Genomic DNA, 15844 nt, shown 5'->3' with positions numbered 1-15844 from the left:
CGTTCATCATCTGCTCAGGACGATGATCTCCGCAAGACATACGGCTGCACCACGCCGAGACCTCTCGCAGGTCGGCGGCGGATCTTGTGCAGGCCGAAGTCCTTGTCGGCCAGCCCCTCGGCCAGCTCCGCGTCGATGACGATCGTGCCGGGCCTGGCGATGGCGGTCAGTCTGGCGGCCAGGTTGACGGTCGTGCCGAACACGTCGCCCATCATCGGCACCACAGGACCGTAGGCCATGCCGATGCGCAGCTGGCCCGTCTCGATGAGGTCGAGCGCGATCTCGGCGGCCTGCGCCTGAGTGGGAGCGGTGAACAGCACCTCGTCGCCCAGCGTCTTGACCAGCCTCGCCCCGTGGGCGGCGACCACGTCGGAGGCCCGCGACTCGAACCCCTCCACGAGCTCGGCGAGCTCCCGCTCCGACAGCTCCCTCGACCGCCTGGTGAAGGAGACCAGGTCGGCGAATCCGACCGCGATCGACACGCGCGTCGGCACCCGCTCGTCGTTGATGTCGGCCATCGCGAGCAGGCGGGTCCCCGCGGCGGCGAGCTGGGCCCGCCAGACGTGGACGAGCACGTGCTCGAAGTCGGGAAGCAGCTGCTGTGACGTCTCCAGGATCCTGGCGAGGTCGCCGTCGGACGGCTCCTCCTCCGGCAGCATCGCCCCGATCATGATCTCGGCCTGCCACTGGGCGAGCCTGGCGGTGGTCTGGCCGAGCGCCCTGGCCAGGCGGATGACCGTGGGCTCGTCCAGCAGCCCGCCCTCGAGCATCTTGCGCACCCTGCGCAGCGCGGCCACGTCCGCGTCGGAGAACGCCACCGCGTCGTCGGCGTGCGTCGCGAACCCCAGGGCGCGCCAGATCCGTTCGGCGAGCTCCTGCGACACGCCCGCTCCCGCGGCGACCTGCTCCCTGGTGTAGCGGGGCGTGGCGCCGACCAGCAGCCGCTCGATCTCCTCCGCCGTCGGCCTCATCGTCGTGACGACTACCTTCCGTCGACGTCGCCGTCGGAGACGTCCTCGACGGCACGGAACAGGTCGGCCCGCACGTCCTGAATCCTCGGGATGTCACGGAGGGCGAGCTGGCCCTGGTCGCTGGCCGACTCGACGGTCAGCGTGCCGCAGCCCAGCATCCGCTCGGCGAAGGACTGGTCGGAACTGACCGAGTTGACCTTCGTGAGGGGGATCTCGTCGGTCGACTTGTTCAGCACGCCGGTGCTGATCGTGAAGCGGTGCGTGGTGAGCACGTAGCCGGTGTTCTTCCACTGCAGGTAGGGGACGAACGACCAGATCGTCAGCAGGATGACCGCGATCACGATGACCGCCGCCCTGCCGTACAGCGCGAACTCCCAGCCGCCCGGGATCAGGTACAGCCCGACACCGGTGGCGGCGAGGATGAGGACGAGCGCGACCGCGGGCCCGACGAGCCGCTTCCAGTGCGGGTGGAACGACCTGATGCGCCGTTCGCCCTGAGTCAGGTGGTGATCCGGGAGAGTCATGGCAGAAATCGTGGCACGGACCCTCGCCGAACGCTACGAAGAAGGGCGAACGTGGACCACGTCGCCCGCGCTGAACGTCTGGCCCGCGACCTGCAGGTGCCCCGACACGTCGACGCCCGTGGCGGTGCCGGCCAGTATCCGCTCGCCCGGCAGCTCCACCCGCACCTCACGGCCGATCGTGGCGCTGGAGGCCAGGTAGGCGGCGCGCAGGCCGGAGGCGTCGGCGTCGCCGTCCGCCGCGGTCCAGTCGCGGTAGTGGCTCTCGATCTCTCTCAGGATGGCCCTGATCAGCGGGTCCCTGTCGGTGCCCTGCGGGCGTTCGCGGTCGTGTTCCGTGTGCGTCGCCTCGAGCTCGATGGCGATGGAGGTGGCGGTGTCGACGGGCAGCTCGGTCGTGCGGAGCGAGACGTTCAGCCCCATGCCGACGACGACCGCGCCGCTCTCGAGCCGCTCGGCCAGGATGCCCGCCAGCTTCCTCTCCCCGACCAGCAGGTCGTTGGGCCACTTCAGCCTGACGTCCAGCTCCGCGACACGCCGTACGGCGGAGGCCGCGGCCACACCGAACAGCAGCGGCAGCCAGCCCTGGCGCGCGTGCGGCACCTGGGGGTGCAGCAGCACGGAGAAGGTCAGCCCCGAGCGAGGTGGCGCGTTCCAAACGCGGCCCAGCCTGCCGCGGCCCGCGAACTGGGCCTCGGCGATCAGCACCGCCCCCTCCCTCACGCCTTCCCTGGCCCGCCGGGCGAGGTCCGCGTTGGTGGATCCGGTGCGGTCCACGACCGTGAGGTCCGTCCACAGGCTGCCCGGCCTGACCAGGGCGCGGGTGAGCGCCGCCTGGTTCAGCGGCGGGCGGTCGAGGTCGGCGAAGCGAGAATCGGACACCTGACCATCTTCCCCCAGTTTGACCCCCTACCGCGCCCGATTCGGCCGACCGCAACCCCCGATCTCGGGGGTTCGCTCCAAGTCACCGCCCAAAGTGCGGACCGGTAGCCGGCGGGCGTCTTCTCCCGAGCGCGGGGTCGTCGCCACCGGCGGCGCGCGGGGCGGCGGTCGGCCGGAGGTTCTCGGGCAGACGGCAGGTTTCGGAACGGCCGTAGGCCGGGGTCCTTCGCCGGGCCCTCCCCCCGGAGGAAGATGAGGGGGTGAGCTCTCCCGACGCCCGCATCTCCTCCGTCAACGCCGTCGCGACGCTCGGCAGGATCGGCGACGGTGACGCGGCCACCTCCGCGAGCGGTACGGCGTAGGTGACGAAAGTAGGGTACGAAAGGTGACGACCCCGACCACCCGCGCCCACATCACGGAAATCTCCGGAAACCGCGCCAGAGACCGGCGGGACTACCTGGCCACCGAAGAACCCATGGAGATCCGTGTCACCGCTCAGGGCGGCGAGCGCAGAACCGTGGCCATCACCATGCGCACGCCCGGCCACGACTTCGAGCTGGCGGCCGGGTTCCTGCACGGCGAGGGGCTGGCCAGGCCCGGCGAGATCAAGGCCATCGGCTACTGCACCGACGAGGACGTGATGCCCGAGGCCCGCTACAACACGGTCACGGTCGCGCTCGACGGCCCGCTCCCCGACCTGCCCGCACTCGACCGCCACTTCGTCACCTCCAGCGCGTGCGGGGTCTGCGGCTCGGCCAGTCTCGACGCGTTGCGCGACCGCTGCCGCCCCCTCCCCCAGGGCGAGCTGTCGATCACCCCCGAGATCCTGTACGGCATGCCGTACCGGCTGAGGGAGGCGCAGGGCGGCTTCGGCAAGACCGGCGGCCTGCACGCGGCCGGGCTGTTCACGGCGGACGGCGCGCTGGTGGCGCTCAGAGAGGACGTCGGCAGGCACAACGCGGTCGACAAGCTGGTCGGGTGGGCGTCGCTGACCGGGAAGCCGCTCGCCGGGCACGCGCTGATGGTCAGCGGCAGGGCCAGCTACGAGATCATGCAGAAGGCGCTGGCCGCGGGCATCCCGATGGTGTGCGCGGTGTCGGCCCCGTCGTCGCTGGCGGTCGACCTGGCCAGGGAGTTCGGGATGACGCTGGTCGGGTTCCTGCGCGAGGAGCGGTGCAACGTCTACTCGGGCAGGGAGCGCATCGCTCTGTAGCCGTTCACGCCCTCTTCACCAGCAAGATCGAGTCATGTATCTTCGTAAAGTCCGTCGAAGAAAAGTTTCACTAAAGGAGAGGTAGTGGACAAGAAGCTTCACATGCTGGCGTTACCGATCGCGGCCGTTGCGCTGTCCATCCTGCCGACCGCTCCCGCCCATGCCGCCGATGGCTACGACCGTTGTCGCGCCGGCTACTACTGCATGTTCTCGGGCCTCGATGGCACGGGTGACATCATCGAGATCCAGGCCAGCACGCCTTCTCTGGCCGCGTTGAACATGGACGACAGGGCCAAGTCCGACTGGAACAGAACCGGCTCCTACATCCACCTCTACTCCGAAGCCGACTTCGGCGGTTGTTCTGCCGTGACCACCCCGGGCGGCAAGGGCAACTTCTTCAGCACCTACCGCGACTTCTTCAGCTCTGTTCGCATCGGCGGCCCGAACGGCCCGTCCTGCGGCACCGACCAGGAGTTCAGGGTCAAGACCCACTCCTGACAAGGGCGATCGACGGCCCGGCATCGTGCTCACGATGCCGGGCCGTTCGCATGCCCCACCCCGACCGCGCCCATCACAAAGGATCTTGGCTCTTTTATGGAATGAAGCATTCCGTTCTGCTATTCTGGAACAGAACAAGCCGTTCCAATGCAGGAGGCCTGCGATGACCGCCCTCGACACCCGCCCCGTGGTGACGACCCCCCAGGAGAACGTCGCCTACCGCCGGCGCTGGCCCGCGCTGTTCGTGATCCTCGCCGGCTCGGTGATGGAACTGCTCGACGCCACCGTCACCCACATCGCGGGCCCCACCATGCGCACCGAGCTCGGCGGCGGCACCTCGCTGATCCAGTGGCTCGGCGCCGCCTACACGCTGGCCATGACCGCGGGCCTGCTGATCGGCGGCAGGCTCGGGGACATCGCCGGACGCAAGCGGATGTTCCTCATCGGCGTCACCGGCTTCACGATCGGCTCGATGTTCTGCGCGGTCGCCGTCTCCCCCGAGACGATGATCGCCGCCAGGGTCCTGCAAGGCCTGTTCGGCGCGGCCATGATCCCGCAGGGGCTCGGGCTCATGAAGGAGATGTTCCCGCCGAAGGAACTGCAGGCGGCATTCGGGCTGTTCGGCCCGGTCATGGGCCTGTCGGCGATCGGCGGTCCGATCCTCGCCGGCTGGCTGGTCAGCGCCGACCTGTTCGGCACCGGCTGGCGGATGATCTTCCTGATCAACCTCCCGGTCGGCATCGCGGCCGTCATCGCGGCGGCCCGCTTCCTGCCCTCCTCCCCTCCCGCGGGCGGCGTCAAGCTCGACCTGCCCGGCGCGATCCTCGCCTCCCTCGGCACCGTCCTGATCGTCTTCCCGCTGGTCCAGGGCGGCGAGCACGGCTGGCCGATCTGGACGTTCGCGATGATGGCCGCCTCGGCCGCGACCTTCGCCGCCTTCGTCGCCTACGAGAAGCGCCGCGACCGCGACCCACTGATCGCCCCCTCGCTGTTCCGCAAGCCCGCGTTCGTCTCCGGCCTGGCCGTCGGCGCCATCTACTTCGCCGCGTTCGGCGGCGTGTTCCTGGTCATCGGCCTCTACACCCAGCTCGGCCTCGGCTTCTCTCCCCTGAAGGCGGCGCTGACCGGCGTGCCGTCCTCCATCGGAATGATCGCCGGCATGGGCGTCGCGCAGGCCACCCAGAAGTACGGACGCAAGGTCCTGCTCGCTGGCGCGGTCGTCATGGGCCTGGCCGTGCTGGCCCTGCTGGTCATCGCCGAGCCCGGCGTCACCCCGTGGCAGCTCGCCCCCGCGCTCGCCTTCGTCGGCCTGGGCAGCGGGCTGATCATGGGCCCCTACTTCACCATCGTGATGGCCGCCGTCGACCCGCAGGAGACCGGCTCGGCCTCGGGCACCCTCACCGCCATCCAGCAGGTCGGCAACGCGCTCGGCCTGGCCGTCCTCGGCACCGTCTACTTCGGCACCAACAGTGTGGAGACCACCCTCGCGGTGGCGGCCGTGATGATCGCGGCGACCTTCCTCGTGGGCCTGATGCTGCCCAAGCAGGGCCGTACCGACACCGAGTTCGTGCACTGACCACGCTCCCGCCCCGCTGGACCGACACCTCCCTGAAAGGACCCGTCATGATTCACCCCTTCCGCATCGAGATCCCCCAGGCCGACGTCGACGACCTGCGCGAGCGGCTGCGCCGTACCCGATGGAGCGGGGAGATCCCCGGCCAGGGCTGGAGCCGCGGGGTGCCCGTCGGCTACCTGAAGCAGCTGGCCGCCTACTGGGCCGACGGATTCGACTGGCGCGCGCACGAGGCGCGGCTGAACCGTTTCCCGCAGTTCACCACCGAGATCGACGGCCAGAACATCCACTTCGCGCACGTCCGCTCCGCCGACCCGGAGGCCACGCCGCTGCTGCTCCTGCACGACTGGCCCGCCTCGTTCGTGGCGTTCGTCGAGGTGATCGAGGAGCTCTCCCGCGACTTCCACGTGGTCGCGGCCAACGCCCCCGGCGTCGGCTTCTCGGGACCGCTGGCCGGTCCCGGCTGGAGCACCGGCAAGATCTCGACCGCGTTCGTCGAGCTGATGGACCGGCTCGGCTACGACAGGTACGGCGTGCAGGGCCAGGGCGGCGGCGCCTGGTACGCGATCGAGATGGGGCGCCAGGCTCCCGAGCGTGTGATCGGCGCCCACGTCAACGGATACGTCACCTTCCCCTCCGACGACCCGCAGGACTTCGCGGGGCTGACGGAGGACGAGCAGGCGCGGCTGGCCAAGTTGCAGCACTTCAGGGACGACATGATGGGCTTCAACGTCCAGCAGTCGACCAGGCCGCAGACGGTCGCGTACGGCCTGCACGACTCGCCGGTGGGGCAGCTCGCGTGGATCGTCGAGAAGTTCAAGGAGTGGACGGACCCGGCGGCGGAGCTGCCCGAGGACGCGGTCGGGCTGGACAACCTGCTGACCAACGTGAGCGTGTACTGGTTCACGGGGACCGCGGGCTCGTCGGCGAACCTCTACTACGAGAACGCGCACGACCCCGCCGCATGGGCGCCGAAGGAGCGCAGCACCGTCCCGACGGCAGTGGCGCTGGCCAAGGGCACCGACATCACGATCCGCCGGTTCGCCGAGCGGGACGCTCCGGTGGTGCGGTGGACGGAACTCGAGCGGGGCGGGAACTTCCTGCCGCTCGAGCAGCCCGAGGCGTTCGTCGAGGACGTCAGGGCGTTCTTCGCCGCCCTCTGACAGACCCACCCGGGACCCCGGACACCTCGTGTCCGGGGTCCTCCGCGTGTCCGGGGTCCCCCGCGTGCCGGGCCGTGAGGTCTTCCGCGGGCCGACCCGCAGCACCTCGGGAGCACCGAGGGCCCGGCGTGGACGCCGGGCCGGGCAACCGGAGACTCGACGTGGACGCCGGGCCGGGGACCCGAGGGCGCGATGTGGGCGGCGGCTCGGGAGCACCGAGGGCGCCACGGTCCTAAGAACGAACCGAACGGCGACTTTGGTCGGATGCGGGAGCGTCCGAGGTTCGATGCGCGGGCCGTAGACGATCTCTAGCGTCGAGGTCATGACGCAGACCGTGGCACCCCCGACCAGGCGCATCCACGAGATCGACGCCGTCCGCGGCTTCGCCCTCGCCGGCATCCTGCTGGCGAACATCGGTTTCTTCGCCGACCCCGGCTACGCCACGGGCAGCGGCGCGATGCCGATCACCGAGGGCCCCGTCGCGGCCCTCGTCAGCACCCTGGTCCTCACGAAGTTCTACGTGATCTTCTCCTTCCTGTTCGGCTACTCCTTCACGCTGCAGATGCGCTCGTGGGGCGACAAGGTCAAGGGGAGGATGCTGCGCCGCTGTCTCGGCCTGTTCGCGCTGGGCGTGGCGCAGGGGTTCCTGCTGTGGATCGGCGACATCCTGACCCTCTACGCCGCCCTCGGCCTGATCCTGCTGGCCATGCGCAACGTCCGCCCGCGGACCGCCGTCATCACCGGGTCAGCGATCATCGGCGTGCTCACGGTTGTCTGGCTGGCGCTGGCCGGGCTGACCCTGCTCGACCCCGCCGCGGGTACGGCCGCCGCCGTCGACCACGCGGCGGTCGCGAGGGCGGAGGCACTGGTCACAGGGAGCCCGCTGGACTTCCTCACCTACCAGTTCGAGACCTACCCGACGCTCGCGGCGTTCGTCTGGCTCGGGCAGGGCCCGATGGCGATGGCCCTGTTCCTGTTCGGGATGGCGGCGGGCAAGTCGCGCCTGTTCGAGGAGCGCGAGCGCTGGGCGCACCTCGTGCCGCGCGTCCAGCTGGTGGGCTTCGGCGTCGGACTGCCCGCCGCGGTGTTCTTCACCTGGTCCAACACCGCCTCCGGCTCCTGGCAGCTGGTCGGCCTGGCGGTCAACGACATCGCCTCGCTGCTCCTGTCCGCCGCCTACGTGGTCACGCTGCTCCAGCTGGTCAGACGTTTCCCCGCGGTCGGAGCGGTGCTGTCCAACCCCGGCCGGGTGGCGGCCTCCAACTACATCGGCCAGTCGGTGCTGATGTGCCTGGTCTTCACCGGGTACGGCCTGGCGCTGGGCGGCAAGCTCGCGCCGGTCGCGGTCATGGGCGTGGCCGTGCTGATCTACGCGGTGCTGGCGGCGCTGAGCGCGTGGTGGCTGCGCGACCACCGTTACGGCCCCATCGAGTACGCCCTGCGCGCCCTGACGAACCTGAGGTGACCGGCCCGCGCGAAGAGGGCCGCGCGGGCCCCGGGCGAGGGGGAAGGGCCTGGGGCACGCGCGGACAGCACCCTGGCGTACGGGCGCTCACTGACATTGTGGTCCCGCAGCCGCGAAGTGTTGCCACCTTTCACGACATTTCGGTAACTCTGTGTTGAGCTACAGCTCCTTGCGCATGAAGACCACCTCGCGCCCGCCGATCCGCTCCACCGTGGTGACGGTGTAGCCGAGCCGCTGGTAGAGCGCGATGTTCGGGGTCATCTTGGCGTTGGTGATGAGCCGCAGCGCGGGCAGGCCCAGCTCCGCCGCCCGCGCCTCGGCGAAGGCGAGCAGCCGCCTGCCCAGACCCTGGCCGTGCTGGTCGGGCCGGACCGCCACGTTGTCCACGTACAGCACGCCGTCCTCGGGCACCAGCACGATCAGCCCGCGCAGGTCGTCGAGGACGAACACGTGCCCGGCGGCCAGGTGCGCGGCGTAGTCGTCGTCCATCGGCTTGGGGCGGATGCCGATGATCTCCGCCCACGGCTGGTACGCCTCGGCGACGATCTTCTCGATCGTGGGCAGATCCTCGGCGCGAGCGAGTCTGATCATCCGGTGTTCTGCAATCCCGCGGCGACGCCGTTCACTGACAGCAGCAGCAGTGTCGACAGCCGTTCGCGTTCGTCGTCGGTGAGGTTCTCGGTGGTCCGCAACGCGGTGAGCGCGCGCAGCTGCAGGTGGGACAGGGCGTCCACGTAGGGGTCGCGCAGCTGTACGGCCCGCGAGAGCACCTTCCTGTTCTCCAGCAGCCTGGAGTGCCCGGTCACCGTCAGCACGAGCCGTCTGGTCCTGTCGTACTCCTCCAGCACCTGCGCCTCGAAGTCGGGCCTGCCCCCGAGGCCGAGATAGCGGGCGGCGATGGACCGGTCGGTCTTGGCGAGTGACATCTCGACGTTGTCGAGCAGGGAGGCGAACAGCGGCCACTCCTTGTAGGCGGCCTGCAGCTCACCGATGTCCTCGACGGAGGCGAGCCCGCTGCCCAGGCCGTACCAGCCGGGCAGGTTGACCCGCGTCTGCGCCCACGCGAACACCCACGGGATGGCGCGCAGGTCGTCGAGGGAGCGGGGCGCGCCCAGCCCGCGCCGCGCGGGGCGGGAGCCGAGGCGCAGCGAGCCGATCTCCTCCAGCGGGCTGACCAGCGCGAACCACTCGGGGAAGCCAGGAGCCTCGGTGAGAGCGCGGTAGGCCTGCTCGGAGGCGTTGGCCACCCGGGAGGCCAGGCCTCTGAAGCGGGCGGCGGCGGTCGCGGTGCGTTCGCCGATGATCGGGGAGGAGGCGAGCAGCACCGCGTTGGCGACCTGCTCCATGTGGCGGCGGGCGATGGCCTGGTGGCCGTAGCGGGCGAAGATGACCTCGCCCTGCTCGGTCACCTTGAAGCGGCCCGCGACCGATCCGGGTGCCTGGGCGAGGACGGCCCTGTTGGCGGGACCGCCGCCGCGGCCGAGCGCGCCACCGCGGCCGTGGAAGAGCCTGAGCTTGACGTCGTTGGCCACCGCCCACGCGGTCAGCCGTTCCTGCGCCTCGTACAGCTTCATCGTCGCCGCGGCGGGGCCGAGCTCCTTGGCGGAGTCGGAGTAGCCGAGCATGACCTCCACGCGGCGGTCGTTGTCGGCCAGGCGGCGTTGCACCTGCGGCAGGTCGAGCATGCCGGCGAGCACGCCGGCCGAGTTGTCGAGGTCCTGTCCGGACTCGAAGAGCGGCACCACGTCGAGGACGGGCGCGCGCTCGCCCAGCGCGTGGAAGGCCAGCTCGTGGACGGCGGCGATGTCGTCGGCGCTGCGGGTGAAGGACACGACGTAGCGCGAGCAGGCGGTGACGCCGAAGCGCTCCTGGATCCAGGCGATGACCCTGATCGTGGCCAGGACCTCCTCGGTCCGCTCCGACAGCGTCCCGCCCGCGCGGATCTCTTCGAGCGCGGCGGCGTGGACCTGGGAGTGCTGGCGCACCTCGAGTTCGGCGAGGTGGAAGCCGAACGTCTCCACCTGCCAGATGAGGTGCTGCAGCTCGCCGTAGGCCTGCCTGCCGGCGCCCGCCTGGGCCAGCGACTCCTGCGCCAGGCGCAGGTCGGACAGCAGGTCGGACGGCGCGCGGTAGGCCAGGTCGAGGTCGCGTCTGCGGGTGGCGCCGATGCGGGCGGCGACGAACAGCAGCCACTGCCGGTGCGGCTCGGCAGGCGAGCGGGTGGCCAGCTCGGACACCAGGTCGGGGTTGGCGTCCTGGGCGGCGGCCAGCGCCTTGCGCAGCTCGGTGGAGGGCGGTGTGAACTGGGCGGCCGCGGTGAGCGTGCGGGCGATGCGGGAGGTGGCGGTCTCCAGCGCGGTCAGCACGTGCTCGGCCTGGATGAGGACGGCCTCTCTGGTGACCTTGGCGGTGACGTTGGGGTTGCCGTCGCGGTCGCCGCCGATCCACGACCCGTAGCGGATGAACGGCCTGGCCAGCGGCGCGCGGGTGCCCGTGCCCTCGTCGAGGGCGGCGTCGAGGGAGCGGTAGACCTGCGGGACGACGCGGAAGAGCGTCTCGTCGAAGGCGGCCATCGCGGTGCGCACCTCGTCGAGCGGGTCGAGCTTGGTGTTGCGCAGCTGGGCCGTACGCCAGAGGATGTCGATCTCTTCCAGGAGCCTGCGCCTGCTCTCCGCACGTTCGGAGGAGCCGCGGCCCGGTGTGTTGAACTCGGTCAGCTGTCCGCTGATGCGCTGGATGGCCGTGACGACCGCGCGCCTGCGCGCCTCTGTGGGGTGCGCGGTCAGCACGGGGTGCAGTTCGAGGTCCTCGACCAGCTCGGCGACGCGCTCCTTGCCCAGCTCCTCGACGGCGGAGGCCAGCGACTCGCGCTGGACGGCGGCGCCGGCGTCGCGCTCGCGCAGGGTGCGGATGCGGTAGTGCTCCTCGGCCAGGTTGGCCAGGTGGAAGTAGCAGGTGAACGCCCGGGCGATCTGGACCGCCCTGTCGATCTCCCACTCGCCCACGAGGCGTTCCACCTGTTCGTGGGACACCTCGCGGCGGCGTGCGCCGATGACCGCTTTGCGCAGGCGTTCGACATCCTCCAGGAGCCCGGGACCGCCCTGCTCGGCGATCACCTGGCCCAGCAGCTCGCCGAGCAGCCGCACGTCGCGGCGGAGCTCGTCGGGCATCTCGCTGACGGCACTGTGGCGCGGGATGGCCTGGTCAATCATGTCTCGCACGATATCTACTCGTCTCGCGCGACTGGAGACCGGTCTCACCAAATGGACTAGACCATTAGGTGGGCCTGGAGACCGCGGCGAGGAGCTCGGGCATGCGCGGGTAGCCCCACATGCCCGCCAGCCGCCTGCCCGCCCACGCCAGCGCGAAGCCGTACGGCAGCGCCACCGCGCTCATCCAGCCGACGCCCAGGAGCACGGGCAGCGCGACGGGCAGCGCAAGCAGCGCGGTGACGATCATGGCGCCGAACGAGGCCACGAAGGCCACCCCGCCCTGGCCCGGCGCGGCGCCGGTGAAGGCGTTGAGCCGGTCGGGCACCGTGTACGGCACGAGCACGCTGGTCACCGCGCCGACGCCGAGCCCGATGCCGAGCACGCCCCACGCGGTCAGGACGGCGGGCACGGCCCAGGCCATGCTGCCGGCGAACACCCCGCCGATGACGCCGAGCGCCACCAGGAGAGGGACCGCGATGATCGCCACGGCCAGGTGGCGGCCCGCCAGGTCGCCGCGCAGGTCACGGCTGTCGCCGTAGACGACGGCGTTCATCCACAGGGAGCGGCCGTCGATGCCGAAGCTGTTGCACTGCTGCATGCCGATCAGCAGCGCGCCGACGCAGGCGGGGCCGATCGCGGCGCCGGCGCCGCCGGCCGAGCCGTCGCCGTTGATGGAGAAGGCCAGTACGCATGTCACCGCGATGGAGGCGAACCAGCCGACGCGCCCGCGCGGGTCGCGCCTGGCGTACTTCAGCTCCTTCGACACCACGGCCGCGACCTGGCCGTCGGGCAGGAACCGGTCGAGCACGCCGCTGGACCTGCGCACCGAGGCCGCCTGGGTGGAGGCGTCGGTCGTGACGAGGGCGCGGCCGAGCGCCCTGATCCACAGCCAGCCGAGCAGGAGGACGAGCACGGCGAGCGCGGCCAGTTCGAGCGCGCCGGTCGCGCCGCCGTCGCTGATGGCGTGGGCGGCCCAGCCGGGCGGCGTCCAGCGCAGCACGGAGGCGAGGCTGTGCAGCATCGCGAGGGGGTCGCCGCTCAGGCCGCGGTTGACGATCAGGTTGGGCAGCTGGGCCATCAGCACGACCACGATGACGGCGACGGCCAGCAGGTCGCGGCCCCTGCGCGAGCGCAGCAGCCCCGACAGCGCGGTCGTGATGAGCCGGGAGGTGACGATGCAGAGCGCGAACTGCAGGATCACCGCGACGACGCCGAGCAGGAAGCCGCCTGCCCCTCTCGCGAGACCGACGAGCGCGCCCGCCGTGACGACGAGCGAGACGATCGGCCACACGCCGGTGACCGAGGCGGCGAACATGCCGGTCGCCAGCTGTCCCGTGCGCAGCGGGAACAGGGCGAGCCTGGCAGGGTCGAGGGTGTCGTCGAGCCCGAAGGCCAGCAGCGGCACGGTCGCCCAGCAGACCAGCAGGCCGGTGAAGGCGATCATCCCGACGTCGGCGGCGACCTGCGGTGAGGCCAGTCGGAGCAGTGTCAGCAGCAGGAAGCCGCCGGCCGCCACGACGAGCGCGGCGAGCAGGGAGAAGACGAAGCCGAGGATGCGCTGGGTGTCGCCGCGCAGGCCTCCGGCGATCAGCCTGATCTTCAGTGCGACGAAGAGCCCAACCACGTCAGCCCCTCCTCTCCGCCCTGCCGTACGCCGACGAGGTCGAGGAAGGCCTGGTTGAGGCTGCGTCCGGCCCGGACCTCGTCGATGGGGCCCTGGGCGACGATGTGGCCGCCGCTCATCACCGACACCCAGTCGCACAGCCGCTCGACCAGGTCCATGACGTGGCTGGAGAAGATGACCGTGGAACCGGAGGCGGTGTAGCGCTGGAGCACCTCGGTGAGCGTGTTGGCGCTGACGGGGTCGACGCCCTCGAAGGGCTCGTCGAGGAAGAGCACGGATGGGTTGTGCAGGAGCGCGGCGGCCAGGCCGATCTTCTTGCGCATGCCGGTGGAGTAGTCGACGACGAGCTTGTCGGCCGAGTCGGCCAGGTCCATGACGCGTAGCAGTTCCTCTGCGCGCTGCTCGACCTCGGCCTTGGGGATGCCGCGCAGGCGGCCGTTGTACTGCAGCAGCTCGCGGCCCGACAGTCGTTCGAACAGCCGCAGCCCCTCGGGCAGCACCCCGATGCGGGCCTTGATCTGGACGGGGTCGCGCCACACGTCGACGCCGCCGACCTGGGCGAGGCCGCCGTCGGGACGGAGCAGGCCGGTGATCATGCTGAGCGTGGTCGTCTTGCCGGCGCCGTTGGGGCCGACCAGGCCCGCGAAGCTGCCCGCGGGCACGGTGAAGTTCACCCCCGCCACCGCCACCTGCTGTCCGAACCGTTTGAACAGGCCTTCTGTGCGCACTGCCTCCGTCATGAGAACCAGTCTGGTGCTTTTTGGCACTGTTGCGCACGGCTCGGACCGCTTATGAGGTGAGTGCTCCCTTGTGGAGTCAGTGGTCGCACGGCGGCCCGAGCGGTCCATGCGCGAGTGGTGCGACCGTTCGGCCTGAAGGAGTCTTGATCCCAGGACTAGTCTTACGGACATGAGTGCCGCACTGCCGTCCGAGCCCCCAGAGATCGACATCCACACCACCGCGGGCAAGCTCGCCGACTTCGAGCGGCGGCAGGACGAGGCCGTGCACGCCGGCTCGGCCCGCGCCGTGGAGAAGCAGCACGCCAAGGGCAAGATGACCGCCCGCGAGCGCCTGGCGGCCTTCCTCGACGAGGGGTCCTTCGTCGAGTTCGACGAGTTCGCCAGGCACCGGGCGACGGCCTTCGGGATCGAGAACAACAGGCCGTACGGCGACGGGGTGGTCACCGGCCACGGCACCGTGGACGGCCGGCCCGTGGCCGTCTACAGCCAGGACTTCACGGTCTTCGGCGGCTCGCTCGGCGAGGTCTACGGCGAGAAGATCGTCAAGGTCATGGACCACGCGCTCAAGGTCGGCTGCCCGATCGTCGGCATCAACGACGGCGGAGGGGCCAGGATCCAGGAGGGCGTGGTCGCGCTCGGCCTGTTCGCCGAGATCTTCAAGCGCAACGTGCACGCTTCGGGCGTGGTCCCGCAGATCTCCCTGGTCATGGGCCCCTGCGCGGGCGGGGCGGTCTACTCCCCTGCTCTGACCGACTTCATCCTGATGGTTCAGGAGAAGTCGCACATGTTCATCACCGGCCCCGACGTGATCAAGACGGTCACGGGCGAGGAGGTGAGCTTCGAGGAGCTCGGCGGGGCCCACACGCACAACTCCAAGTCGGGCGTCGCGCACTTCGAGGCGGCCGACGAGGCCGACTGCCTCGACCTGGCCAGGGCGCTGCTGTCCTACCTGCCGTCCAACAACCTGGACGAGGCGCCGGCCTACGAGGCCGACGCCGAGCTGGAGGTCAGCGAGGAGGACCGCGAGCTCGACACGCTGATCCCCGACTCGGCCAACCAGCCCTACGACATGCGCACGGTCGTCGAGCACGTGCTCGACGAGGGCGAGTTCCTTGAGGTCCACGCCCTGTTCGCGCCGAACATCGTGGTGGGTTTCGGCAGGGTCGAGGGCCGCTCGGTCGGGATCGTCGCCAACCAGCCGATGAGTTTCGCTGGAACGCTCGATATTGCCGCATCCGAAAAGGCCGCAAGATTCGTACGCACTTGTGATGCTTTCAATATCCCCGTGTTGACATTTGTCGATGTTCCGGGTTTCCTGCCGGGCACCGACCAGGAATGGAACGGAATCATCAGGCGGGGCGCCAAGCTGCTGTATGCGTACGCCGAGGCCACCGTGCCGCTGGTCACGGTCATCACCCGCAAGGCTTACGGCGGCGCCTACGACGTCATGGGCTCCAAACACCTCGGCGCCGACATCAACTTGGCCTGGCCCACCGCGCAGATCGCGGTCATGGGCGCGCAGGGCGCGGTCAACATCCTCTACCGGCGGGAGCTGGCCGGGGCCGACGACCCTGACGCCGAGCGCGCCAGATTGGTCACCGAGTACGAGGACACTCTGGCCAACCCGTTCCTCGCCGCCGAGCGCGGCTACGTCGACGCCGTGATCCGGCCGTCCGATACCAGGGTCCAGGTCATCAGGGCGCTGCGCGCGCTGCGGAACAAGCGGGCGTCGCTGCCCCCGAAGAAACATGGGAACATCCCGCTATGACGTCTCATCTGCGAATTATTCGCGGTAACGCGACCGCCGAGGAGATCGCGGCTCTGGTGGTGGTTCTGGCTTCCCGACACGCCGAGCCCGATCTTCGTCCGGAGCCACAACGCCAATCGTGGCGAAACCCGGTCAGAACCATGCGTAAACCGCTCGTACCTGGGAAGTCGGCGTGGCGAAACAGCGCCTTGCCCTAGAGGATCCTGAGAAACGG

Annotated in this window: 14 protein-coding genes; 7 read left to right on the top strand and 7 right to left on the bottom strand. The window is 70.2% G+C overall.

The window, feature by feature from the left end:
• Positions 1-14: 14 nt before the first annotated feature.
• From AC3EO4_RS05145 to AC3EO4_RS05135, 3 genes are read right to left on the bottom strand one after another with little or no spacing between them, the layout of a single operon-like run.
• Positions 15-971 (bottom strand): adenylate/guanylate cyclase domain-containing protein, encoded by a 957-nt coding sequence (locus tag AC3EO4_RS05145; RefSeq protein WP_379571118.1) that lies wholly within the window; start codon positions 969-971, stop codon positions 15-17.
• 11 nt (positions 972-982) lie between these two features.
• On the bottom strand, positions 983-1495 hold the full coding sequence (locus AC3EO4_RS05140) for a PH domain-containing protein (RefSeq protein ID WP_379571116.1): 513 nt from the start codon (positions 1493-1495) through the stop codon (positions 983-985).
• 33 nt (positions 1496-1528) lie between these two features.
• The gene (locus AC3EO4_RS05135; protein WP_379571114.1) at positions 1529-2374 is read right to left on the bottom strand and encodes a biotin--[acetyl-CoA-carboxylase] ligase; all 846 of its coding nucleotides are present in this window, start codon (positions 2372-2374) and stop codon (positions 1529-1531) included.
• A 385-nt stretch (positions 2375-2759) separates the two neighbouring features.
• On the opposite strand from AC3EO4_RS05135, the gene fdhD reads away from it, so the two are divergent.
• From fdhD to AC3EO4_RS05110, 5 genes are all read left to right on the top strand, one after another.
• The gene (gene fdhD / locus AC3EO4_RS05130; protein ID WP_431894026.1) at positions 2760-3587 is read left to right on the top strand and encodes a formate dehydrogenase accessory sulfurtransferase FdhD; all 828 of its coding nucleotides are present in this window, start codon (positions 2760-2762) and stop codon (positions 3585-3587) included.
• Between the two features lie 84 nt (positions 3588-3671).
• Positions 3672-4085: a peptidase inhibitor family I36 protein gene (locus AC3EO4_RS05125; protein ID WP_431894025.1), complete on the top strand. Its 414-nt coding sequence runs from the start codon at positions 3672-3674 to the stop codon at positions 4083-4085.
• Positions 4086-4248: 163 nt separating this feature from the next.
• The gene (locus AC3EO4_RS05120) at positions 4249-5661 is read left to right on the top strand and encodes an MFS transporter (RefSeq protein WP_431894024.1); all 1413 of its coding nucleotides are present in this window, start codon (positions 4249-4251) and stop codon (positions 5659-5661) included.
• Positions 5662-5708: 47 nt separating this feature from the next.
• The gene (locus tag AC3EO4_RS05115) at positions 5709-6821 is read left to right on the top strand and encodes an epoxide hydrolase family protein (protein WP_431894022.1); all 1113 of its coding nucleotides are present in this window, start codon (positions 5709-5711) and stop codon (positions 6819-6821) included.
• A gap of 322 nt (positions 6822-7143) precedes the next feature.
• Complete coding sequence (locus tag AC3EO4_RS05110) at positions 7144-8286, top strand: DUF418 domain-containing protein (protein WP_431894020.1); 1143 nt, start codon at positions 7144-7146, stop codon at positions 8284-8286.
• Between the two features lie 159 nt (positions 8287-8445).
• On the opposite strand, the gene AC3EO4_RS05105 is transcribed toward AC3EO4_RS05110, so the two are convergent.
• The 4 genes from AC3EO4_RS05105 to AC3EO4_RS05090 all read right to left on the bottom strand — a co-directional run bounded on the left by AC3EO4_RS05105 (position 8446) and on the right by AC3EO4_RS05090 (position 13862).
• A complete protein-coding gene (locus AC3EO4_RS05105) occupies positions 8446-8877 on the bottom strand; it encodes a GNAT family N-acetyltransferase (RefSeq protein WP_379571102.1) in 432 nt (143 codons plus the stop codon).
• Complete coding sequence (locus AC3EO4_RS05100; RefSeq protein ID WP_379571100.1) at positions 8874-11498, bottom strand: phosphoenolpyruvate carboxylase; 2625 nt, start codon at positions 11496-11498, stop codon at positions 8874-8876. Before AC3EO4_RS05100 ends, AC3EO4_RS05105 begins: the two co-directional genes overlap by 4 nt.
• A 64-nt stretch (positions 11499-11562) precedes the next feature.
• Entirely contained in the window at positions 11563-13122 is a 1560-nt protein-coding gene (locus AC3EO4_RS05095; RefSeq protein WP_379571098.1) for a hypothetical protein, read from the bottom strand.
• Entirely contained in the window at positions 13098-13862 is a 765-nt protein-coding gene (locus tag AC3EO4_RS05090; protein ID WP_379571096.1) for an ABC transporter ATP-binding protein, read from the bottom strand. Before AC3EO4_RS05090 ends, AC3EO4_RS05095 begins: the two co-directional genes overlap by 25 nt.
• A 169-nt stretch (positions 13863-14031) precedes the next feature.
• Here AC3EO4_RS05090 and AC3EO4_RS05085 point away from each other — a divergent pair, with 169 nt between their 5' ends.
• Together AC3EO4_RS05085 and AC3EO4_RS05080 are read left to right on the top strand one after the other, a co-directional pair.
• Positions 14032-15630, top strand: coding sequence for an acyl-CoA carboxylase subunit beta (locus AC3EO4_RS05085; protein ID WP_379571094.1), 1599 nt, complete (start codon positions 14032-14034; stop codon positions 15628-15630).
• Positions 15627-15827 (top strand): acyl-CoA carboxylase subunit epsilon, encoded by a 201-nt coding sequence (locus AC3EO4_RS05080; protein ID WP_379571092.1) that lies wholly within the window; start codon positions 15627-15629, stop codon positions 15825-15827. Before AC3EO4_RS05085 ends, AC3EO4_RS05080 begins: the two co-directional genes overlap by 4 nt.
• Positions 15828-15844: the final 17 nt, after the last annotated feature.

Source organism: Nonomuraea sp. bgisy101 (assembly GCF_057708945.1).
This window is presented reverse-complemented; position numbering and strand designations above follow the sequence as displayed.

Excerpts from the sequence above, each read along its gene's own strand:
- AC3EO4_RS05145 (WP_379571118.1), bottom strand. The coding sequence starts at position 971 with ATGAGGCCGACGGCGGAGGAGATCGAGCGGCTGCTGGTCGGCGCCACG.
- AC3EO4_RS05140 (WP_379571116.1), bottom strand. The coding sequence starts at position 1,495 with ATGACTCTCCCGGATCACCACCTGACTCAGGGCGAACGGCGCATCAGG.
- AC3EO4_RS05120 (WP_431894024.1), top strand. The coding sequence starts at position 4,249 with ATGACCGCCCTCGACACCCGCCCCGTGGTGACGACCCCCCAGGAGAAC.
- AC3EO4_RS05115 (WP_431894022.1), top strand. The coding sequence starts at position 5,709 with ATGATTCACCCCTTCCGCATCGAGATCCCCCAGGCCGACGTCGACGAC.
- AC3EO4_RS05110 (WP_431894020.1), top strand. The coding sequence starts at position 7,144 with ATGACGCAGACCGTGGCACCCCCGACCAGGCGCATCCACGAGATCGAC.
- AC3EO4_RS05105 (WP_379571102.1), bottom strand. The coding sequence starts at position 8,877 with ATGATCAGACTCGCTCGCGCCGAGGATCTGCCCACGATCGAGAAGATC.
- AC3EO4_RS05100 (WP_379571100.1), bottom strand. The coding sequence starts at position 11,498 with ATGATTGACCAGGCCATCCCGCGCCACAGTGCCGTCAGCGAGATGCCC.
- AC3EO4_RS05090 (WP_379571096.1), bottom strand. The coding sequence starts at position 13,862 with ATGACGGAGGCAGTGCGCACAGAAGGCCTGTTCAAACGGTTCGGACAG.
- AC3EO4_RS05085 (WP_379571094.1), top strand. The coding sequence starts at position 14,032 with ATGAGTGCCGCACTGCCGTCCGAGCCCCCAGAGATCGACATCCACACC.
- AC3EO4_RS05080 (WP_379571092.1), top strand. The coding sequence starts at position 15,627 with ATGACGTCTCATCTGCGAATTATTCGCGGTAACGCGACCGCCGAGGAG.